The 22,377-nt window shown below is 65.8% G+C and carries 18 protein-coding genes; 6 read left to right on the forward strand and 12 right to left on the reverse strand.

Annotated features, from left to right (window positions below; all coding sequences use genetic code 11):
• From PCE31107_RS15585 to PCE31107_RS15610, 6 genes are all read right to left on the reverse strand, one after another.
• The gene (locus PCE31107_RS15585; RefSeq protein ID WP_150609667.1) at positions 1–909 is read right to left on the reverse strand and encodes an alpha/beta fold hydrolase; all 909 of its coding nucleotides are present in this window, start codon (positions 907–909) and stop codon (positions 1–3) included.
• A gap of 100 nt (positions 910–1,009) precedes the next feature.
• Positions 1,010–1,567: a cupin domain-containing protein gene (locus PCE31107_RS15590; RefSeq protein ID WP_130025147.1), complete on the reverse strand. Its 558-nt coding sequence runs from the start codon at positions 1,565–1,567 to the stop codon at positions 1,010–1,012.
• Between the two features lie 40 nt (positions 1,568–1,607).
• Positions 1,608–2,399 carry an SDR family oxidoreductase gene (locus PCE31107_RS15595; RefSeq protein WP_150609669.1) on the reverse strand — a complete coding sequence of 264 codons (792 nt, stop codon included), beginning with the start codon at positions 2,397–2,399 and terminating at the stop codon, positions 1,608–1,610.
• 18 nt (positions 2,400–2,417) lie between these two features.
• Complete coding sequence (locus tag PCE31107_RS15600; protein ID WP_017235322.1) at positions 2,418–3,200, reverse strand: ABC transporter permease; 783 nt, start codon at positions 3,198–3,200, stop codon at positions 2,418–2,420.
• A 39-nt stretch (positions 3,201–3,239) separates the two neighbouring features.
• Positions 3,240–4,109 (reverse strand): ABC transporter ATP-binding protein, encoded by an 870-nt coding sequence (locus tag PCE31107_RS15605; RefSeq protein ID WP_017235321.1) that lies wholly within the window; start codon positions 4,107–4,109, stop codon positions 3,240–3,242.
• A 314-nt stretch (positions 4,110–4,423) separates the two neighbouring features.
• A complete protein-coding gene (locus tag PCE31107_RS15610) occupies positions 4,424–5,500 on the reverse strand; it encodes a porin (RefSeq protein WP_174966692.1) in 1,077 nt (358 codons plus the stop codon).
• Between the two features lie 490 nt (positions 5,501–5,990).
• Here PCE31107_RS15610 and PCE31107_RS15615 point away from each other — a divergent pair, with 490 nt between their 5' ends.
• Both PCE31107_RS15615 and PCE31107_RS15620 read left to right on the forward strand, forming a co-directional pair.
• Positions 5,991–7,148, forward strand: a complete 1,158-nt coding sequence (locus PCE31107_RS15615; protein WP_130025144.1) for an FAD-dependent monooxygenase — start codon at positions 5,991–5,993, stop codon at positions 7,146–7,148.
• An 83-nt stretch (positions 7,149–7,231) separates the two neighbouring features.
• Positions 7,232–8,077, forward strand: coding sequence for an IclR family transcriptional regulator (locus PCE31107_RS15620; protein ID WP_130025143.1), 846 nt, complete (start codon positions 7,232–7,234; stop codon positions 8,075–8,077).
• Positions 8,078–8,108: 31 nt separating this feature from the next.
• Here PCE31107_RS15620 and PCE31107_RS15625 read toward each other — a convergent pair whose 3' ends face one another.
• Entirely contained in the window at positions 8,109–8,741 is a 633-nt protein-coding gene (locus PCE31107_RS15625) for an ArsR/SmtB family transcription factor (RefSeq protein ID WP_174966693.1), read from the reverse strand.
• Between the two features lie 213 nt (positions 8,742–8,954).
• Between PCE31107_RS15625 and PCE31107_RS15630 the strand changes: the two genes are divergently transcribed.
• The 3 genes from PCE31107_RS15630 (at position 8,955) to PCE31107_RS15640 (ending at position 13,140) form a co-directional block, all read left to right on the forward strand.
• Positions 8,955–10,184: a cytochrome P450 family protein gene (locus PCE31107_RS15630; protein ID WP_150609675.1), complete on the forward strand. Its 1,230-nt coding sequence runs from the start codon at positions 8,955–8,957 to the stop codon at positions 10,182–10,184.
• A gap of 213 nt (positions 10,185–10,397) precedes the next feature.
• Positions 10,398–11,786 (forward strand): MFS transporter, encoded by a 1,389-nt coding sequence (locus tag PCE31107_RS15635; protein WP_130025141.1) that lies wholly within the window; start codon positions 10,398–10,400, stop codon positions 11,784–11,786.
• Positions 11,787–11,886: 100 nt separating this feature from the next.
• A complete protein-coding gene (locus PCE31107_RS15640) occupies positions 11,887–13,140 on the forward strand; it encodes an Hsp70 family protein (RefSeq protein ID WP_130025140.1) in 1,254 nt (417 codons plus the stop codon).
• 17 nt (positions 13,141–13,157) lie between these two features.
• Here PCE31107_RS15640 and PCE31107_RS15645 read toward each other — a convergent pair whose 3' ends face one another.
• The 4 genes from PCE31107_RS15645 to zwf all read right to left on the reverse strand — a co-directional run bounded on the left by PCE31107_RS15645 (position 13,158) and on the right by zwf (position 18,785).
• Positions 13,158–14,657 carry an AMP nucleosidase gene (locus PCE31107_RS15645; protein ID WP_150609677.1) on the reverse strand — a complete coding sequence of 500 codons (1,500 nt, stop codon included), beginning with the start codon at positions 14,655–14,657 and terminating at the stop codon, positions 13,158–13,160.
• Between the two features lie 22 nt (positions 14,658–14,679).
• On the reverse strand, positions 14,680–16,578 hold the full coding sequence (locus PCE31107_RS15650; RefSeq protein ID WP_174966685.1) for a bifunctional transcriptional regulator/glucokinase: 1,899 nt from the start codon (positions 16,576–16,578) through the stop codon (positions 14,680–14,682).
• A complete protein-coding gene (gene pgl, locus PCE31107_RS15655) occupies positions 16,556–17,233 on the reverse strand; it encodes a 6-phosphogluconolactonase (protein ID WP_130025138.1) in 678 nt (225 codons plus the stop codon). The genes PCE31107_RS15650 and pgl overlap by 23 nt, the downstream gene beginning before the upstream one ends.
• Positions 17,234–17,297: 64 nt before the next feature.
• Complete coding sequence (gene zwf / locus PCE31107_RS15660) at positions 17,298–18,785, reverse strand: glucose-6-phosphate dehydrogenase (protein ID WP_130025137.1); 1,488 nt, start codon at positions 18,783–18,785, stop codon at positions 17,298–17,300.
• A 232-nt stretch (positions 18,786–19,017) separates the two neighbouring features.
• Here zwf and edd point away from each other — a divergent pair, with 232 nt between their 5' ends.
• A complete protein-coding gene (gene edd / locus PCE31107_RS15665) occupies positions 19,018–20,865 on the forward strand; it encodes a phosphogluconate dehydratase (protein WP_150609679.1) in 1,848 nt (615 codons plus the stop codon).
• 94 nt (positions 20,866–20,959) lie between these two features.
• On the opposite strand, the gene PCE31107_RS15670 is transcribed toward edd, so the two are convergent.
• Positions 20,960–22,351: an FAD-binding oxidoreductase gene (locus tag PCE31107_RS15670; protein WP_150609681.1), complete on the reverse strand. Its 1,392-nt coding sequence runs from the start codon at positions 22,349–22,351 to the stop codon at positions 20,960–20,962.
• Between the last annotated feature and the right edge of the window lie 26 nt (positions 22,352–22,377).

The raw sequence follows: 22,377 nt of genomic DNA on the forward strand, positions 1-22,377 counted from the left end.
TCAACGCTCTCCTGCCGCAATAGGTTCGAGCCACGCGGCGAGCGCGGCATTCAGCGCGTCTGGCGTTTCGATATATGACGCGTGTCCAGCGCCTTCGATGATTTGCAGCGGCACATCGGCCGCCTCGGCGATCGCTTGGCAAGCCGCCGGGGGCGTCACGGCATCCTGGGCGCCGACCGCCACCGCGACCGGGCCCGCATTCGCCGCGACGTAGTGCGCCAGCGCGCCGGCGGCGTCGCCATTCGAGAGCAAATGCGTTGCCTGACGGTAGCCCGCGGGCAGCACGCGGGCCATGTTCCATTTCACCCATGCGCGCGGCAGTGCCGCGGCGTTCGGGGCGACGAGGTTGTCGCTGCGCTCGCGCGCCATGCCGGCCGGGCCGAGCTTATCGAGCATCGCCAGACGACTGTCGCGTTTGCTCAGACGCACCTGCGCGTCAGCCTTGCCGTAACCGCCGGCCGGCGAGCAGAGAAAGAGCCCGCTCACGCGCTGCGGCGCACGGCTCGCGAACTGGGTTGCCATGATCGCGCCCAGCGAATGACCGACGAGCGCGACGCGTGCCAGCCCCAGCGCATCGAGCCAGGCCGCGAGCGCATCGGCATAGGCGTCGGCGTGCGGCTCGGCGTCGGCGACATTCGTCGTCTGGCCGTAGCCCGGCGCGTCCCATGCGTAAAGTGCGGCATGCAGGTTCGTGGCTTCGAATTGCGCGAGCCATGACGCCGCACCGGACCCGATGCCGTGCAGCAGCACGACCGGCGTGGCACCTTCGGCTTGCGTTCCAGCGCTGCGATAGCCGACGGTGCCCGCGCGCGTGGCGACGGTGCGGTACGGGAAGGCGTCCAGACGCGCGCATAGCGGCGCGAGGGCGGCATCTTCGGGTACTTCGGACAGAAAGGCTTCGGCTTGCATGGCTTGGACTGAACGTCTTGCTTTGTGAATTCCTGCCGGTGTGGCGCTTGCGACGGGCAAGCCCCTCACCGGACTTTCCGGGACAACGGCCCCCGGCGGCTTACTTCAGATCGCGCTTGATCTGCGCGAGCGGCGAATCCGGCGGATACGTCGGCGTGACCGGCTTTTGCGAGCCGAGCATCACGCACATGAGCGCGTCTTCGTCACCGATGTTGATTTCCGTGCGGTACACGCCCGGCGGCACCGAGATCAGGTCGCGCTCACCGAGAATGGCTTCCCAGGTTTCGCCATCGCGCTCGCAGATCACCTTCATCTTGCCGCGCATCACGAAGAAGATTTCTTCGACATCCATATGGATGTGGCTCGGGCCGATGTTGCCGGCCGGGATCACCATCGTCGAGAACGTGAAGTGACCGGCAGGGACCGTGTTGACGTCCTTGGCCACGCCCGTGCCGCCCGTGCCGACGTAGCGCATTTGCGCGCGGCGGTACTTCGGGTCGTAGTCGGCCTGGAACTTCAGCGCGTCCCAGTCGTACTTGCGCGTCGAGAAGCGGGCTACGCGCGTGTCCAGCCAGTCACTGAATGCCTGGCCTTCGGCCTGCGTCCAGCTCTCGACGGCCTGTGGCGTCGCGGTGTTTTTAGCGTCGGCTTGCGCCATGGTCTAACTCCTTGAAGGCGTTGCGAATAAGAACGGCTCGTCAGGGCATCACGAAGCCGCCGTTAACCGGCAGCACCTGCCCGGTCACGAAACGGGAAGCATCGGAGAGCAGGAACAGCACGGGCCCGATCACGTCGTCGGGCACCTGGGCGCGCGGCAGCGCACGTCCCTCCAGGTAATGACGATGGCGCTCGGCGGGCACATAGGCCGTGGCTTCCACCTCGACGAGTCCCGGCGCGATAGCGTTGACGGTGATGCCGTCTGGGCCGAGTTCGCGCGCGAGCGAACGTGTCATCGCCATGACGGCACCCTTGCTGGCGGTGTAAGCGAGCAGGCGCGGCGCGCCCCACAGCGCGGTATCCGACGCGATGTTCACGACGCGCCCCTGCCCCGAAGCACGCAGAAACGGTAGCGCCGCCATCGTCATGAGCCAGGTGCCACGCACGTTGACGTTCATGACCGCGTCCCATGTCTCGACGCTCAACTCAGCGGCCATTTTTCCGCCCGAGTTGGTGATCGCACCGTTGTTGACCAGGCCGTCGATGCCGCCCATGCGCTGGGCAGCCCCCTTGGCGGCCGCGTCCACCGATGCGGGATCGGAGAGGTCGACGCGCACGAACGACACGGCATGTCCCGCGCCGCTCAGTTCGGCCGCGAGGGCCTCGCCGGCCTGCGACGCGATATCGGCAATCGTCACTTGCGCGCCGCGTGTCACGGCAGCACGGACGAACCCTTCGCCAAGGCCACGCGCGCCACCGGTGATCAGCAGCTTCTTGCCGCCGAGTGGCGCCAGCGTGTCGGTGTCGAGCGGGAGAATGGGCAATTCGTTCACGTTGCGGTCCCTCGTCGTTCAGGCGATGTTCATGGCGGCACGCGGCACGTAATGCAACGCGCGGCGCTCCAGCCAGACCACGGCGGCGTATGCCGCGATACCGATGACGGTGAGCCCGGCGATAGAGACGAACACCATCGCGGTGTTGCCCTGACCTTCGCCATACACCAGCAGATAGCCCAGGCCGCGGTCGCCACCGACCAGTTCACCCACGGTCACGCCGATGACGGCCAGCGTCGACGCGATGCGCAAACCCGCGAAGAGCGCCTGCATGGCCGACGGGAATTCAACGAAGCGGAAGATCTGCCAGCGGCGGCCGCACAGCGCGCGCACCAGGTTGACCATGTCCGGGTCGACGGCGCGCACGGCGCCGAGCACATTGATCATCACGGGGAAGAAGACGATCAGCACGGCCACGAGAATCTTCGGGTAGATGGTGTAGCCCATCCACATGACGAACAGCGGCGCAAACGCGACCTTCGGCGCAATCTGCAGCGCGAGGATGTACGGCGAGAGCATGGCTTCGGTCGACGGCGACAAACCGAGGACCACGCCGATCACCACGCCCAGCGCCGAGCCGATCACGAAGCCCGCGATCACTTCGATGGCCGTCACGCCGATGTGCAGCCACAGGTTCTCGACCTGGAACATGCGGGCGCCTTCGATCACGGTCGACGACAGCTTGGGCAGCACGAACTCGGGTACGCCGAACGCCGTCGGCCCCCATTGCCAGATGGCCGCGAAGATCAGCAGCAACACGAAGCTGCCAACGGTCAGTTGCGTTTTGGAAAGGGATTTCATAGCGAGGATTCCAGTGTCTTGCGGTGTCGTGTACGAAGATCAGCCGAGGTGGTCGTCGCGACCCACCTTGAGCAGTTCCATCAGATGAGCCACGTATTCGTTCATGCCCGCCTGCTTGCGGCGCTCGATCGGGTTGTCGCGATGCGGTAGATCGATCGTGATCTCCTCGATGATCGTGCCCGGGCGCTCGCTCATCACGAACACACGATCCGAGAGCGCAATGGCTTCGGCGAGGTCGTGGGTGATCATCAGCGCGGTCTTGCCCTCGTCGGCGAGCATCTGCGCGAGATCCTGCTGGAGCACCATCTTGGTCTGCGCATCGAGCGCCGAGAACGGCTCGTCCATGAGCAGTACGTCCGGCTCGACGGCCAGCGTGCGGGCCAGGGCGGCGCGCTGGCGCATGCCGCCCGAGAGCTGGTGCGGATAGTGATTCTCGAAACCCTTCAAGTGGCAACGCGCGAGCAGCGCCTTGGCCACTTCCGCCCGCTCGGCCTTGCTGCGCCCACGGATCTGCATGCCCAGCTCGACGTTCTTCTGAATCGAGCGCCACGGCATGAGCAGGTCCTTCTGCAACATGAACGCGACTTGCTGCGACGGGCCGCGCACCGGCTTGCCCGCGAGCGTCACCTGCCCCTCGCTCGGCGCGTAGAGACCGGCGCCCATGTTGAGCAGCGTGCTCTTGCCGCAGCCGCTCGGGCCGATCAGCGAGACGAACTCACCGGCCTTGATGCCGATGGAGACGTCCGAGACGGCCGTCATCTCGCCCTTGCCCTGGCGATTTTTGAACCGACGCGTGACGCCGCGGTATTCGATGGCGAACGGCAAGGGTGCCGCCGCCGGCTGCGCCTGACGTGCCTCGGCATTCGCCTCGGCTACGTTCGCGTCCTTCAATTGAATCGACCTGAGCATGGGAAACCACCGTGTTTCTGGATGTTCAACTTGCCTCGGGCAGCCTGCTGCGTCGTTTCGCCTGCATGGCTTGCCACCTGTCTTCCCTAGCGGGACACGTTTCATATGTGAAACGTTGATTTACTTATGGATCAATTATAGGGAGGGATTCGCCGGTTCAAAATTGTTTTTTGACTAGGGGAAACCCGCACCCACAGGCGTTGCACAGCCAACACAACGGCCGAAGCGAAAAAAAACGCCGGCAGGCAAAGGCCGGCCGGCGTGGGAAGTGAGACCACCAGGAGCGTCTCGCAATGCGTTGGCGTTGCGAGGTGTCAGAACGAGTGATGCACGCCCGACAGGATGATGAACTGATTGCCCGTCGACGAGGCGCCGATCGTGTTGATGGCCGTCACCGCCCCATTGCCGCTCGCGTGTTGATACACACCGCTCAGGTACACCTGCGTGCGCTTGGAAAACGCGTAGACGTCGCCCAGGCTGACCTGCGTCCAGCGCTTGCCCGTCAGCGAAGTCGTGGCCGCGCCGAAGGTGATCGTGTTGGCCACGCCCGTCGCATAGTTGGCACCGCCGTCGAACGATTGGTACGTGTCGCTGAAGCCCGGCGATTGCAGTTTCACGCGCGTGTACAACGCGTGCAGCAGCCACGGCCCGAAGCCATACGACACGCCGGCGCCCATGTTCTCGACGTTCGACGCCGCATAGCTGCCAACCGCCTGTCCCTGGAAGGTCGCGCCGCCGAGCACGGCAACGTTCGGCGTGCGGTTGTTCTCGTTCGAGTAGACTGCCGACGCCTTGAAGGCGCCGTTCGTATAGTTCGCGGCCACACTCCACTTGCGCCCGTTGGCGAAGTTCGTGTTGTTGCCGAACGAGATCATGCTGCCCGCCTTGAAGCCGGCAAAGTCCGGCGTGACGTAGCGCACGGAGTTGTCGACCTGCACGACGGACGTGTTCGCCAGCTCGTCGAGGTTACCCGGGTGGAACATGTACCAGTTCATGCCCAGGTAGGCCGTGCTCATCGGCCCGAGCCAGTCGAAGTTGAACGTGGTCATGTGACCGATGGTCAACGTACCCATCTTGTCCGACTGCAGACCGACCCACGACTGGCGGTTGAACATCGCGCCCGCCTTGACCGTGTTGCCGGAGAGCGTCGAGAAGCCGTTTTCCAGCTGGAAGATGGCACGATTGCCACCGCCCAGATCCTCGACCCCGCGAAAGCCCCAGCGATCCGGCTGCGTCGCGCCCTGCTGGGCGATCCAGTTCGCGTTGCCGCCCTGATTGTTCACGTACGCCATGCCGGCATCCAGGCTGCCGTAGATCGTGACGTTGCTCTGCGCCTGCGCAGCGACCGGCACCCCCGCCACCAGCAGCATTGCCGCCGCCAGCGCCGTCATGCCAGGGATCCGCCCCATCGGAAACCGCTTCATCTGTGTACTCCTGTCGTTCGATGATTCAAAAACGGTGACGACGCCGGATGCGATGCGCGGCAACCCAAGCCAGTCGCCTCGTCCCGCATTTATTTTCGACGTTTCACCTATGAAACGTTGGATCACTTATGAAACCAACTGAGCGAAGCTTAGGCCAGGTGACGCATGAGTCCCGCAGCGGAGATTCACGAATTGATAACAGGAAATTGGCGTGCTAATGCGCGGGTGCGGCGACAAAGATTGCCGACCCAGCCGCACAGGGAGCGGCACCGTTCGTCCCGCGGGCGTTGCCGGGCGTCCTGGCTCGCTTCCCGTCAGGGCTCGTCCGTTTCCTCAGGATTTACCCGAGGATGCCTTGCCTTTGATCGAATCAAAAACAATAATATTTGAACACTGTGTTCATATTTGAACTTATTATTTTTTTAGTTTGTCGTCACTTTCGTCAAAGGATGTTCCCATGCAAGCTCCTCTCATCGGCATCAACGGTGCCGGCATCGGCGGTTTGGCCGCCGCCATCGGCTTACTGCGCGCAGGTTTCCGTGTGCGCGTGTATGAGCAGGCAGCGCAGTTCGCCCGGGTCGGCGCGGACATCAACCTGACACCCAACGCCGTGCGCGCGCTCGACGGCCTCGGGGTCGGCGACGCTTTGCGCCAATCGGCAGCACAACCGAGTCATCGCATCAGCCGCACCTGGGATTCGGGCGAGGAGACCTCCCGTCTGGAGATGGCCCGCACGGCGCAGACGAAATACGGCGCGCCGCAACTCACGATGCACCGCGCCGACCTGTTGCAGGCATTGGAGCAGGCCGTGCCCGCGACATCGATTGCGCTGGGCAAGAAGCTCGTATCGTTCGAAGCGCCGGGCATCGCACAGCCCGGCCCCATTCGACTCGCGTTCGCGGACGGCACGCACGACGACGTCGATGTGCTCATCGGCGCGGACGGCATCCACTCGGTCGTGCGCACCGGCCTGTTCGGGCCGGAATCGCCGGAGTTCACGGGCGTGGTGGCATATCGCGCGGTCGTGCCCGCGGACAAACTCGACGGCGTGCCGAATCTCGGCGCGTTCACGAAGTGGTGGGGACCGAACCCGTCGAGCCAAATCGTGACGTTCCCGCTCAATCTCGGCCGCGACATCTTTGTCTTCGCCACGACGCCGCAGGACAGCTGGACGTTGGAATCGTGGACGGCACCCGGCGACGTGCACGAGTTGCGCGCGATGTACGCCGACTATCACCCCGAAGCGCGCGCCCTGCTCGACGCGTGCGACAGCGTGCTCAAGTCGGCGCTGTATGTGCGCGATCCGTTACCGCAATGGTCGCGCGATCGGGTGTCGCTGCTGGGCGACGCGAGCCATCCGATGATGCCGTTCATGGCACAAGGCGCAGGCATGGCGATCGAAGATGCTGTGGTACTGTCTCGCCACTTGGCGGCCGTGGGCCCGAGCGCCGAGCGCGCCACGCTCGCCGCCGCGCTCGCGCGCTACGAGGTATCGCGACGCGAACGCACGGCACGCGTGCAGATCGGCTCGCGCGGCAACCAGTGGCTCAAGGAAGGCGGCAATGCCGACTGGGTCTACGAGTACGACGCGTGGCAAGTCCCGCTCGCGGCCTGAGCGACCCGCGGCGGCGCAAGCGCGATCGCTGCGCCCGCCCTATACCGATGCCCCCGATGCCCCCGATGACTGGAATCGACCGCATGAACAAAGCGATGCAAGACATTGAGTCCACGACCGACGCGCAAGACACTGGACACGCGGGCCTCGTGACGCCGGTCATGCGTGCGCTCAAGCTGCTGCGCTTCGTGGCGGACGGCGGGTCGACCGCCAATGTCAGCGACGTCGGCCGCCGCATCGGGGTGAATCGGGTGACCGTCATGCGGTTGATCGAGACGCTCCAATTCGAGGGCGTGCTGGAGCCGTTGCCGCAGGGTGGCCATCGGCTTGGCTTGAATTTCCTGACGCTGGCGGCCAGCGCACTCGCCGGCGAAGATCACCTGGCGACAGCGCGGCGCGTACTCACACGCGTGACGACCGAGACCGGACTATCGAGCTATCTCACCGTGCTCGACGGCGCCCAGGTTCGCTATCTGCTGTGCGAAACGCCGGCGTTACCGCTCGTCAGCAATATCCGCGCGGGCAGCCGCGTCACGGCGCATCTGACGGCACCGGGCCGGTCGCTGCTCGCGCATCTGAGCACCGAGCGCCGCCGTGCGTTGCTCGGGCCGGAACCGCTCGCTGCCGCCACGGCACAAAGCGCACGCACGCATGCTGCGCTCGACGCCCAGCTCGAACGTGATCGCGACGCCGGATGCGCCTGGAGTCAGGACGGCTTCGAAGCGGGCATCGACGCCTGCGCCGCCGCTGTGCTGGACGCTCACGGCAGACCGTTGGCAGCCCTGAGCGTTGCCGGTCCGCGTACGTTGGTGGGCACTGATACATTGACACGCGAGCGCACCGCGCGCGTGGTGAAGTCGGGCGCGGCCGATCTCGCCATCCTGCTCGCCGACGCACCCGCGTTTCTCGCCGCGGCCGAACGAGGCTGAGCCCTCGCTATTTCGCCGCCATCACCTCGCTTCAGAGGGCGATGGCCGCGAGCTTGCGTTCCCCTAGTGGCGTGACGCGCAACGCGCGCGGCTCCCGGGTGGGTTCGAGCCACTTGGCGTCGAGGCAGGTACTGAGCAGCGCCGCCCCCAACGCGCCCCCCAAATGCGGCTTGCGCTCGCTCCAGTCGGGGCAGGTGCAGGCGAAGCGGCGTCGATGGGCGCGGGCCGTGGCGAGGTTGACGCCAACGGTCGTGAGTCCCTCCACGCCCATATCCGTGAGCGCCACGTCGCTACCGTCGATCCGTAGCCAACGGCGCGCATGCATCCGCGCGAAGAGATCGACCGCAACTTCCCCAGCGAGATGGTCGTAACAGGTCCGCGCGTGGCGAAGCGGCATCGGCGTGGAACGACTGACAGGTACTGAGCGCGGCCGCAGATCGCGCGTGGCAAGCACAGCACTGGCAAGCGCTTCGATGGCCGCGGCGGTCTCAGGCGTGGCGATGCGGAAGTAACGATGGCGTCCGCGTGCTTCCTGCGCCAGCACGCCGCCGTCGACCAGCCGGGCAAGATGGCCGCTTGCACTGGAAGGCGACAGCCCGGCCACCAACGCCAACTCTCCCGCCGGACGGGCTGAACCGTCCATCAACGCCCACAGCATGGTCATGCGCCCGGCATCGGCGAGCAACGCGGCGAGTGAGCTGACGCCGGGGGCGTGATCTCTTGCGATGTCCACAGCAGGACTCCTGTCAGGATGATGAAGCACAGCATCGGCAGTATAGGCTGGGGGATGCGTTCAACACTTCAGCATGGGATGAAACGTGCCGGTCGGCCGATGCGCCATGATGAGTCCCGTTCCCCTAATATCGAGCTGCCCGCCATGTCTGCCGCCACCGCCGATCGCCTCACCGTGCCGCCGCCCGCCAGTGCCCTGACCGCCGTCGTGCACCCCAACCCGTATCCGTACTACCAGTCGCTCGCCGCGCGACGTCCGTTCGATTTCGATGCCTCGCTCGGCATGTGGGTCGCCGCCAGCCCGCAAGCCATGGCCGCCGTGCTGCGCCATCCGGCATGCGGTGTTCGGCCGGCTGGCGCGACCGTCCCCGCGGCATTGGCCAATGGCGCCGCCGGCGACTGGTTCGGCACACTCGTCAGGATGAACGACGGCGCAGCGCATGCAGCAATGAAGCCCTGGCTCAAGGCACGACTCGCCACGCTGCATGCCGACGGCACCACCCTCGACCGGCTGCGCAACGCCAGCCAGGCCGCCTGTGCAGACGCCTATCTCGCCCAAGGGCAGACGCCCTGCGCGCGCCTCGACGACTTTGTCTTCCGTCAGCCGATCTATGCCCTCGCGGCGTGGCTGGGCGTTCCGCCCTCACAGTGGGTCGACGTGTACGACGACGTCCGCACGCTGGTCGCCGCGATGGCCGAGTCCACCCAGTCGTCCGCGCGCGCCGAGACGCTCGCACGCGGGCACAGCGCCGCCACGACGCTTCGCCATCGCGCCATGCGTTGGCTCGACAACGACGCCGCCCCAGGAACCTGGTTGCGCGACACGGCCCGCAGCGCGGCGCGCAATGAGGCCGTCGACTACGCGGCGCTCACGGCCAATGTCGTGGGCCTCTTTACGCAAACGCATGACGCCTGCGCCGGACTCGTGGCCAACAGCCTGCGCCGGCTCGCGCAGCACGCGTCGCCCGGCGCTGTGCACGCCGTCAACGGTGCTCAATCGCTACCGGCCCACCTTGCCGTCGCCATCACCGCCATCGGCGAGGTGATCCGTCACGATCCCCCCGTGCAAAACACCCGTCGATTCCTGCACGCGCCCGCCATCATCCATGAACGCACGCTTGCACGCGGCGATGCGATCCTTGTGGTGCTTGCCGCCGCGCCCGCCGGTGCCGCACCGGACGACGTAGCCTGGACCTTCGGGCACGGCGCCCACACCTGCCCGGGACGCTCGCCGGCCAGCACCATCGCCGCCATCGGCGTCCAGACGATACTCGATAGCGATGTCGATCTCGCCGCCATCGCGACCGGCTCGACGTATCACTCGCTCGGCAACATCCGGATCGCGCGCTTCCACAGTGGCGCGGCGGCGGCTTGAGGTACGTTACCGGCTTCGGCGGGCCAGTTTTATCTGTCGGAACATAGGTTCCATCTATCGAAACATGGTGCAGTAAGTGAAACCCCTGTAAACACAAGGCTCCGCGCCGGGGCACCGCGTGGTCCAGGAATTTCGGGCAGGATGACGTTTTCGTTGTGCGCACCGCCCGCTGTGGCGTCCCGGTGCGCGCCCGTCCCGTCTTCCGCTGCCCACATGTCCGACACACACACCGACGGTATGCCCATGCCCGCCCGGGTCTGGGCCGTTGCGACCGTCATGCTCGCGATCTCGCTCGCGGTGCTCGATGGGGCGATTGCCAACGTCGCGCTCCCCACGATCGCGCGCGACCTCAACGCCAGTCCCGCCACGTCGATCTGGATCGTCAACGCTTACCAGCTCGCCATCACTATCTCGCTGCTGCCGCTCGCAGCACTCGGCGAGATCGTGAGTTACCGCCGCGTCTATACCGTCGGGCTCGCGCTGTTTACCGTCGCCTCGCTTGGCTGCGCGCTCTCGGATTCGCTCGTCACCCTCACCCTCGCACGCGTGGTGCAGGGCTTCGGTGCGGCGGGCATCATGAGTGTGAACACCGCGCTGGTGAAAGCCATCTACCCGTCGCGCTGGCTCGGGCGCGGCGTCTCGCTCAACGCGCTCATCGTTGCCATTTCATCCGCTGCGGGCCCGACGATCGCCGCCGGCGTGCTGTCCATCGCGCACTGGCCGTGGCTCTTCGCCATCAACGTGCCGCTCGGCGTCGTCGCCTTTGTCATCGCCGTGCGCTCGCTGCCCGACACGGCCCGCGCCTCGCACCCCTTCGACTGGACCGGGGCGCTGTTGAGCGCGCTCACCTTCGGCTTGCTCATCTCCGGCATCGACGCCTTCGGACATGGTCAGGCGCGTTGGCTGGTTGCGCTCGAAGTCGCCGCCGCGATCGTCATCGGTACGGTCTTCGTGCGACGCCAACGCACCCAGCCCGTGCCGCTGTTGCCGCTGGACCTGCTGCGCATTCCGATTTTCGGGCTGTCGATCTGCACGTCGATGGCGTCGTTCTGCGCGCAAATGCTCGCGTATGTCGCGCTGCCCTTCTTCCTGCAGGATTCGCTGGGCTTCGATCGTGTGCAGACCGGCTTGCTGATGACGGCCTGGCCGCTCACCATCGTTGTCGTCGCGCCGCTGGCCGGGCGGCTGCTGGAGTATTACAAGCCCGGTCTGCTCGGTGCGATTGGTCTGGCGGCGTTCGCCCTCGGCCTGCTCGCGCTCGGACTGCTGCCCGCGCACCCGCAATCGGCCGACATCGTCTGGCGCATGGCCCTGTGCGGCTTCGGCTTCGGCTTGTTCCAGTCACCCAACAACTACGCGATGCTCATGGCCGCGCCCGCCCATCGCAGCGGCGGCGCGAGCGGCATGCTGGGCACCGCGCGCCTGACCGGGCAAACGACCGGTGCGGCGCTCGTGGCCCTCATCTTCAGCGTCGCCCCGTCAGGCTTCGGCACGCGGGCCTCGCTCTATGTCGCGGCCGCGTTCGCTGCGGTGGCGGCCGTGGTAAGCAGCCTGCGCACGTTGCCCGCCGCCCAGCCTGACGCGAATTCGGCACGCGGATGAGGGTCGTGCAGCGCGCGCCGGAGCGCCTCCGTCCGGCCGACCGTCCGGCCGTGCTACACTGCCGACCTTTTACGGCTCGCCTGTGCGGGCCGCAAATGCCATGAGCTTCTGCGCCATCGATTTCGGCACTTCGAATTCTGCCGTCGCCGTGCAAGACGGCGCCGCCATGCGTCTGGTCGAGCTGGAAGCCGGCTACGGCACGCTGCCGACCGCCGTATTCTTCAACGCCGATGAAGGTGGCCGCGTGTCGTTCGGCCGTCAGGCCGTCGCCGATTACGTCGATGGCTACGACGGGCGCCTCATGCGCTCGCTCAAAAGCCTGCTCGGCTCCTCCCTGATCGAAAGCACCACCGACCTCGGTAACGGGTCGGCGATGCGCTATATCGACATCATCGCCACGTTCCTGCGCCATTTGCGCACGCACGCACTCAAGGCCAGTGGCGGCGATTTGCGTCACGTGGTCATGGGTCGCCCCGTATTTTTTGTCGACGACGATCCGCGTGCCGACGCGGCCGCGCAACGCTCACTGGAACAAAGCGCGCGCGACGTAGGTTTCCATGACGTGCATTTCCAGTTCGAGCCGATTGCGGCCGCGTTCGATTACGAATCGCGTCTGAGCGATGAACAGCAGGTGCTCGTCATCGATATTGGCGGCGGCACTTCGGACTTCTCGCTGGTGCGTGTCGGGCCGGAACGGGCACGCCATCTGGATCGCAAGGGCGACGTGCTCGCCCACCACGGCGTGCATATCGCCGGCACGGACTTCGACCGCCGCATCGAGTTGGCCACGATTCTGCGCGAACTCGGTTACAAGGCGCTCGGTCCCGACGGCAAGGAAGTGCCCAACCGGATCTATTTCGATCTCGCCACGTGGCACCTGATCAACACCGTCTACACGCCGAAGCGCGTTGGTGAACTGGCGCTCACAGCGCACCTGTACGCCGACCCGGCCCATCACCGACGCCTGATGCGCACGGTCGAGCAACGCCTCGGACACGCGCTCGTCGGTCATGCGGAAGACGCGAAAATCAACGTCGCCTCGGGCGGCGAGACGCGTATCGACCTGTCGGTGATCGAACGCGACCTCGCGGTCGCGTTCTCGGAAGCGGGGTTGGTGGAAGCCGTCAGCGACGAAATCGCGAGCATCACGGCAGGCGCCGTGCATACGGCGGCGTTGGCCGGCCTGCGCGCCGAGGATGTCGACGCGCTCTACTTCACCGGCGGCTCCACGGGGCTGCGCAGCCTTTCCGGTGCCATGTGTGCTGCCTTTCCGAAAGCGACACCGGTGTTCGGCGACCGTCTCGCCAGCGTGGCGCTGGGTCTGGGCATTCACGCCAGGCGCGTGTTTTCCTGAGCGGTCGCCGGCGTCCGTTACTGAAACGCGACTTCGTTGAAACTGCGCAGCTTGCGACTGTGTAGACGATCCAGACCGTTATTGCGCAGCAGCTCCATCGCCTTCACGCCGATCTTCAGATGCTGGTCGACGCGCTCGCGATAAAACCGGTCCGCCATGCCGGGCAGCTTCAGCTCCCCGTGCAGCGGCTTGTCGCTCACGCAGAGCAAGGTGCCATACGGCACCCGGAAACGGAAGCCGTTCGCCGCAATCGTCGCACTCTCCATGTCGAGTGCAATCGCCCGGCTTTGACTCATGCGCTGCACCGGCTCGCGGTGATCGCGCAATTCCCAGTTGCGATTGTCGACCGTGACGACCGTGCCCGTGCGCATCACGCGCTTGAGTTCGAAGTCGTCGAGTTGCGTGACGTCGGCCACGGCACGCTCGAGCGCGACCTGCACCTCGGCCAGCGGGGGTACCGGCACCCATAGCGGCAGATCGTCGTCGAGCACGTGATCCTCACGCACATACCCGTGCGCCAGGCAGTAGTCGCCCAAGCGCTGCGAGTTGCGCAGCCCCGCGCAGTGACCCAGCATGACCCAGGCATGCGGACGCAGCACGGCGATGTGATCGGTGATGGTCTTCGCGTTGGAAGGCCCCACGCCGATATTGACCATCGTGATGCCCGTGTTGTCCGGGCGCACGAGGTGATATGCCGGCATCTGCGGCAGGCGCGGCGGCGGCGTGCCCCGCGCGTCGAGCTCGGCAATGTTCTGATTCCAGTGCGTGACGTTGCCCGGTTCGACGAACGCAGTGTACTGACTGCGGTACTCGCGCAAGGCCGGATCGTCGGTCGCGCTCATCAGCTCGCGTCCCAGTTCGACGAACTCGTCGATATAGAACTGGTAGTTCGTGAAGAGCACGTAGTTCTGAAAATTCTCAGGCGATGTCGCCGTGTAATGGCGCAGGCGATGCAGCGAATAATCAACGCGCGGCGCCGTGAACAGCGCAAGCGGCAAGATCTCGCCGGGCATGGGATCGCGCGTGCCGTTCACGATGCTGTCGTCCATCGTTGCCAGATCGGGCACGTCGAACGCGGTGCGCATGGCGCGCAGGTGTGTCTGATCGAGATCGCCTTCGAGATACACGCCGTCCTGATAGGCGAAGTGCACAGGAATCGGCTCGTCGGAGACGCCCACTTCGAAGGCAACGCCGTGATTGTGCGCCAGACGGCGAAGCTGCTCGACATAGTAGTTTTCGAACAGATCCGGTCGCGTGACCGTCGTCTGATAGCTGCCCGGCCCCGACACAAAGCCATAGGACAGGCGTTTGTCCAGTTGGGTGATGTCTTCGGTGGTGATGCGAATGAATGGATAGTGCGCACTCACGCGCCGCGCCGCCTCCTTCTGCGCGGCGAAGCGGTCGAAAGCGGCGCGAAGGTACGCCGTGTTGGCATCGTAAATCGTTTTCAGGTAGGCGACGGCTTCCACCGGATCCGCGATCGATCGGGTGGCATGGACCGGTTCTTGTTCGGACATGCGCAAACCTCTTCTGTCTTAATCATGAGGGGGAGTATGCGCCCATTGTGACACGACCGGCGGGCGTCTCCGCGTCCCGTCCGCTGCCGTGGCCAAGCCAGTCGAGCGCGCCCTCGCCGGCCGTCTCCGCCCCTGGCCCGGCGCGCCGTATCGCCACGCCCACGGCGAGCACATCGATCGCCGCGAGGTGCAGAATTCTCGCGATCATCGTCACGTGAGCGCCCATGGTCTCGACGTGATCGTTGGGCAGCACGAGCGTCGCCTTGCGCGCCAGCGGCGAGTTGCGCGCCGTGAGCGCAATCACTTTCGCACCGCGCGCCACGGCGACGTCGACCGCGCGGTTCAGATCCGCCGAGCGGCCCGACGCGGAAATGGCGACCACCACATCGCCGTCTCCCAACAGCGCTGCCGACGCCTGCAACAGGTATGGGTCGCCGTACGCGATGGTCGGCATGCCGAAGCGGAAGAACTTGTAGTGCGCGTCCTGCGCAATCACGCCGGAGTTGCCCAGCCCGTAGAACTCGATGCGGCGGGCACCGTCGAGCAAGGTGACGGCCGCCTCGAGCGTGCGCGCGTCGAGATGCTCGCGCATCTGCAGAATCGACGACACGGTGTTGTCGAGCACCTTGGCGCTGAATTCGGCCGCCGAGTCGCCCACGTGCACCTGTCCATGACGCACCGGCAGCGTGCCGGTCAGCGCACTCGCGAGTTTGAGTTTGAAGTCCGACAGTCCCTGACAGCCGAGCTTGCGGCAAAAGCGAATGACCGTGGGCTGGCTCACCCGCGCCAGACGCGCGATTTCCGACACCGGCTCCGCGAGCAGGGCACGCGGTTGCTTGAGCGTGAGTTCGGCCACGCGCTGCTCGGCCGGGCTCAACCGGTCGCGCAACCGATGCAGACGATCGATCAGCGCACCCGCGCCCGCCGCATGCGTGCCGAGCTGTTCGGCAAGGATGGCGGACGTGCCCAGAAACGCCGGATGATCGGCCGTAATGACGTAAGTCGGGATCGCCTTCAGATACGCCTCGAATCGCCCCTTCGCCTCGAAGCGCCGACGAAACGGTGAGTCCTCGAACAACTTGCCGAGCTTCGGAATCACGCCGCCCCCCAAGTACACACCGCCCACCGCGCCCAGCGACACCGCGACATTGCCCGCGAGCGTGCCCAGCATCGCGCAAAAGCAATCGACGGTCTCACGCGCGAGCGCATCGCCCGCCTGAGCGAGCTTTACGATGGCGGGCGTCTCCAGCGATGGCGCCGGGCGGCCGTCTCGGGCCGCCAAGGCTTGATAGACGAGCGCCATGCCGGGCCCGGCCACCAGACGCTCGAATGACACGTGGGCGAACTGCTTCCAGGCATAGCGCAGCACTTCGATTTCGCGCTCGTCTGCCGGCGCGAACGTCGTGTGCCCGCCTTCGCTGCCGAGCGCGATCCAGCGGTCTGCCGCCGGAATCAAGCCCGACACCCCAACGCCGGTGCCCGGACCGAGCAAGCCGATCACACCGCCCGGCTGCGGTTCGCCGCCGCCCACCTGACGCCTCTGTGCCTCGGACAGGTAAGGCAGTGCCATCGCCAGTGCGGTGAAATCGTTGACGACCAGCAGCGTCTCGAAACGCAGCGCACGACGTGTCGCTTCAATCGAGAAGTGCCAGTCGCGATTCGTCATGCGCACCTCGTCGCCGGCAATCGGATTCGCAATGGCGATCGCGGCATGCCGCACCGGTTCAGCGTGATCGGCCTCGTCAAGATACGCACGGATGACTTCGGGAACGCCGGGGAAATCGTCGCAAGCATAGTCGCGGATCTCGACGAGATCGCCGGGTGCGACTTCCAGCGCGAACCGGGCGTTGGTACCGCCAATGTCGGCCAGCAGTCGGGGACCGCTTACGTGCGGCGGATTATTCCTCACTCCAGAAGACATCGATGTTCACTCCTTCACAGTGGATCAGCCGGGAGATGGCGTTGTCCTGCACCTCGGCCTGCGCCGCTTCGAAGACGGCGCGTTTAGCCGGGCCTTGAATTTGCAGCAAGAGGCGCTCGCAGGACGCGAGCGCGGCGAGCGACCACGACACGCGCAGGTGCGGCGCGTGCTGCGGCTGCACAAGCACGAATTTGTCGTGCGTGGCGATGGCGTCGTGCCATTGCGCCGCGTCGGCGAAGAGCGACGCCGTATGGCCGTCCTCGCCCATGCCGAGCACGGCCACTTGCGGCACGCCATGCCTCCACGTGTCGTTAAGCGTTCGCACCTGCAGCGCGGCGGACGTCGCGGTGTCCACCAGCGGCAACCAGTGCGCGCCGGTCGCACCGGGCAGCAGTGTCTCGGCCACCAGCCGGGCATTGCTCTGCGCGTGCGTCGGCGGCAGCCAGCGGTCGTCGACGAGCGTGATGTCGACGTCGCGCCACGCCACGGGAAGCCGGGCCAGTTGCAAGAGAAATGCCTTCGGACTCGTGCCGCCCGATACGGCCAGCAACGCGCGCGGACGAATCGTCAAGGCTTCGTCGAGCCGCGCAACGACGGCGTTGGCGAGCGCCAGCGCCTGTGCCTGCCGGGTGGGGAAGGTGCGCCAGTGGATCATGGGTGTTTGCCTCCGGTTGACTTGACGTCAGACCGACGTGCCGGGCCTCGCCCGGCGATCCGCCTCAGTTGTCTTCTTCGACCCAGCTGGTGCCGGACTGTGCCAGAAGCGCGCTTGCGGCGGGCGGCCCCCACGTGCCGGCGGCGTAACGCTTTGGCCCTTTGTGCTGACGCGACCAGTACGCCTGGATCGGCGCGACCCAGCGCCAGGCCGCCTCTTGCTCGTCTCGACGGACAAAGAGCGCGAGACGCCCGTTGATGACATCGAGCAGCAGGCGCTCATACGCATCCATCCGATGTCCCTTGAAGAACTGGTCGAACGCCAGGTCGAGGTGCACCGTTTGCAGGGTCATGCCTTCGCCCGGCTGCTTCGCCAGACAGTAAAGACGAATCGATTCGTTCGGCTGCAGACGGATGACGAGACGATTGGCGCCGGCCTGCGCCGTGGCTTCGCCGAGCAACGGATAGGGCGTTGCGCGGTAGTTGACAACGATCTCCGCCACGCGCTCGCCCAGCCGCTTGCCCGTGCGCAGGTAGAACGGCACGCCGGCCCAGCGCCAGTTGTCGATCTCGGCCTTGAGGGCCACGAACGTCTCCGTCTGGCTGGACGGCGGTACGCCCGGCTCGTCGACATAGGCTGGCACCGCCGATTTGCCGATCGCGCCACCACCGTATTGGCCCCGCACCACGTTGCGCGCGACCGTGTCGTCGTCGAGCTGACGCAGCGAACGCAACACGCGCAGCTTCTCGTCGCGCACGGCGTCGGCGTCCATCGACAGCGGCGGCTCCATCGCGACGATGGCGAGCAGTTGCAGCAGATGGTTCTGCACCATGTCGCGCAGCGCGCCCGTCTGTTCGTAGAACTCGCCGCGCCCTTCGACGCCAATTTCCTCGGCAATGGTGATCTGAATGCTGTCGATCAACTCGCGTCGCCACAACGGCTCGAAGATTGCGTTGCCGAAGCGCAGCGCCAGCAGGTTTTGTACCGCCTCTTTCCCGAGGTAGTGGTCGATGCGGTAGATCTGGTCTTCGCGAAAACTCGCGCCCACCGCATCGTTGATCGCCTCCGACGAAGCCAGATCGTGCCCGAGCGGCTTTTCCAGCACGATCCGGCTGTTCTCGTTGAGCCTGGCGCTGCGCAGTCCTTCGCAGATGGGGATGAACAGCGACGGGCCGGTGGCCAGGTAGAAGATGCGCACGCCCTGCCGTTGGGCGAGGCGCTCGGCCAGTACGCCGAACTCGGCTTCACGCCCGAGATCGAGCGGCATGTAGTCGATGGTGGTGAGAAACCGCGACCAGGCGCCCTCGTCCCAGACATCGGACTTGATGTGCCCGCGCACGTGTTCCTCGCACCACTTGTGGTACGCGGCGGCCTCCATCGGCTTGCGGGCAATCGCCAAAATGCGGCCGGTACTCGCACCGGTGCCAGCGTCGGCATCGGCGCCCAATTGCCCCGTGCGAAACGCCCGGAACAGCGCGGGCAACACCTTGCGCAGTGACAAATCGCCGGTGGCGCCGAACAAGACAAAGGTATAGGGTGAAGGCGTGGTCATAGACAGCGTGGACTCCCGTGCGGCCGAACGCTTCTCCCGGGCACCGCTCGGCGCGCCGACTGGCGAGCCAGCAAGCGGCGAATGGGCCGCCGGACACGGCGAATGTCCGAATGTCACCGAAGAAGCGCAACTTTGACACTGCATTGTAGTTTAACTACACTTTAAATCAACAAAGTTTCGTTCTTTGACTACATCCCCCACGTCGGGCGACCCACAACGTTCCGGACACCCCATGACCCAGTCTTCGCAAAATGTACCGCTGCATCCGGTGGTTGAGCGCGTGACCCAGCGACTGATCGAGCGCAGCCGTTCAAGCCGTCAGGCCTATCTGGAGGGCGTGGCCCGCGCCACGCAGGGGCAGCCCGGTCGCGAGTCGATCGGCTGCGCCAATCTCGCGCACGCGCTGGCCGCCGCCCCCGCCGACGACCGCATCAAGATCCGCACCGAGCGCACGCCGAATATCGGCATCGTCACGGCCTACAACGACATGTTGTCGGCACACGCCCCGTTCGTTGAGTTCCCCGACGTCATCAAGTCCGCAGCACGGGCGCATGGTGCCAGCGCACAGGTGGCCGGTGGCGTGCCCGCAATGTGCGATGGCGTAACGCAGGGTTATGCGGGCATGGAACTCTCGTTGTTCTCGCGCGATGTGATCGCGATGGCCTCGGTCGTGGCGCTCTCTCACCAGATGTTCGACGCCGCCATGTTCCTCGGCGTGTGTGACAAGATCGTGCCGGGGCTGGTCATCGCCGCTCAGGCGTTTGGCCATCTGCCCGCCGTTTTCACCCCGGCGGGCCCGATGCCCTCCGGGCTGCCCAACGACGAGAAGTCGCGCATCCGGCAGGAGTATGCCGCGGGCCGCGTCACGCGCGCGGCGCTGCTCGACTCCGAACTCGCCGCGTATCACACCGAAGGCACCTGCACGTTCTACGGCACCGCCAACAGCAATCAGATGCTCATGGAGTTCATGGGGCTGCACTTGCCCGGCGCGTCGTTCGTCAATCCGCATACGCCGCTGCGTCACGCGCTCACGCAGGCGGCCACGGCGCGCGCCGTGGCGCTGGCGAAGACCGGTATCAACACGTCGCATATCCTCGATGAGCGAGCGTTCGTCAACGGCGTCGTCGGCCTGCTGGCCACGGGCGGCTCGACCAACCACACGCTGCATCTGGTGGCGATGGCACACGCGGGCGGCATTCTGCTGGACTGGCAGGACTTCGCCGAGCTGTCGGACGTCACGCCGCTGCTCGCTCACGTCTACCCGAACGGCAAGGCGGATGTGAACCAGTTCCACGCGGCGGGTGGCCTGAACTTCCTGATTCGCGAGTTGCTCGACGCCGGCTTTCTGCACGATGACGTGACCACGGTCATGGGTCACGGTCTTCGCCCATACACGCAGGAAGCCGTGCTGCACGACGACGTGCTCTCCTGGCAGGACGCCCCCAACGACAGTCTCGACGAGGGCATCGTGCGCCCGGCATCGCGGCCGTTTGCGCGCGAAGGCGGCTTGCGCATGCTCGCGGGCAACCTGGGACGCGCGGTCATCAAGTCATCCGTCGTCAAGCCGGAACATCAGACGGTACGCGCTCCGGCGCGCGTGTTCGCCGATCAGGAGAGTGCGCAAGCGGCGTTCAAGGCGGGAGAACTGACGCGCGATGTCGTCGTCGTGGTGCGTTTCCAGGGCCCGCAGGCCAACGGCATGCCGGAGTTGCACAAGCTCATGCCGATGCTCGGCCTCCTGCAGGACGAAGGCCATCATGTGGCGCTCGTGACTGACGGGCGAATGTCCGGAGCGTCGGGCAAGGTGCCCGCCGCCATTCACCTGTCGCCGGAAGCGGAGCAAGGCGGCATGCTCGCGCGTGTGCAGGATGGCGACATCATCACGATCGATTGCGAGAAGAACCTGCTGCACTGCGAAGTCGACGACGCCACGCTCGCCGCGCGTGCCGCGGCCGCGGTACCGCAACGGCCGTTCGATCCGTGGCGCAACGTGTTCCGTCTATTCCGGCGCAATGTCGGTACCGCGCCGCATGGCGCGTGTGTGCTGTTCGACGACTCGGAGTATCCGAAGCACTCGTGACCGGCAGGCGCATCGCCCTGCCGGGGCAAGGGGCACGGGACGAAGGGGGCAACGCGTCAGGCCGTCCTGACGCCGGAGGCGCCCCCAAGGCCGGTCATGCACCGGAAGGTTTGATGTTCTGGTTGCAACGGAACAGGTTCTGCGGGTCGTAGCGGGTCTTCACCGCGACAAGACGATCGTAGTTCGGACCATAGGCCGCGCCGATTCGCTCGGCCTCGTCCTGCGTCAGGAAGTTGACGTACACGCTGCCCAGTGCAAAAGGCGCAGCCGATTCGAAGAACGCGCGCGCCCAGGCGACGCATCGATCATCGTCGCTCGCCTCGGTCCAGCGGGCGTGCACATTCATGACATATTGCGCATCGCGGCTTGAATAGGCCGTGGCCTCGACCGGAACCCGACCGGTTTGTCCCCCGATCTGCCCGAAGAAGATTTCGCATTGCGGCGAGGGAAGATGGCCGACGGCGTCGATCAGCACGTCGAGCAGACCATCCGATATCTCGGCCAGATTGTGGGATTTCCAGTAATTGCGCGCACCGGCGGTGAGCAGCGGATCGAACGCCTGTTGCCACATGGCATACGGCATCGGCCCGAGATGCTCTCCATAGGGGGTGCCGAACGTGCGTACCGCCTCGACGGCTGCCGGACCGTCGGCGAGTGCACCGTGATAGCAAATCGCAAAGGCCACGATCGGTTTGCCGTGAACGTCTGCCGGCAGGAATGGCAGCGGTGGCGCGAGGCGCAGCACGGCCCAGACCGAGAGGTCATCGGGCATCGTGTCAAATGCCGCACGATATTTCACGAGCGCCGCCTTTGCCTGGTCCAACGGCAATACGACGAGCCCGCCGTAGACCTGCGGGCCCACCGGGTGCAATCGGAACTCGAACATGGTGACCACCCCGAAGTTGCCGCCACCGCCGCGAATTGCCCAGAACAGATCCTCATGATGATTCGCATCGGCATGAACCAGTTCGCCGTCTGCCGTGACGATATCCACGGACACCAGATTGTCGACCGTCATTCCGTATTTGCGACTCAGCCAGCCGAAGCCGCCGCCAAGCGTCAGCCCGGAAACACCGGTGGTTGAATTGATCCCGAGAGGTGTCGCCAGCCCGAACGCCTGCGCTTCATGGTCGAAAGCGCCAAGCGTCGCGCCCGGTTCGACGTACGCGCGACGCGTCGCCGGATCGACGCGTACAGACGTCATGGGCGACAGGTCGATCATCAGCCCGTCGTCGCAGACGGCGCTGCCCGCGATGTTATGCGCACCGCCGCGCACGGCGAGCCGAAGTGGGTGATCGCGCGCGAAGGCCACCGCGCGGCAGACATCGGCAACGCCCTTGCAGCGCACGATTACCGCCGGGCGGCGGTCGATCATGGCGTTCCACAGACGGCGTGCGTCGTCAAAACCGGGATCGGCCGGCAGCAGCACTTGCCCTCTCGTGCCGGCCTTGAGATCCGCGATCGCATCGCTGGACAAATTGACCATGAGACACCTCCTGGCAGGCAAACAAC

The organism is Pandoraea cepalis, assembly GCF_902459625.1.
Classification (GTDB): Bacteria; Pseudomonadota; Gammaproteobacteria; order Burkholderiales; family Burkholderiaceae; genus Pandoraea; species Pandoraea cepalis.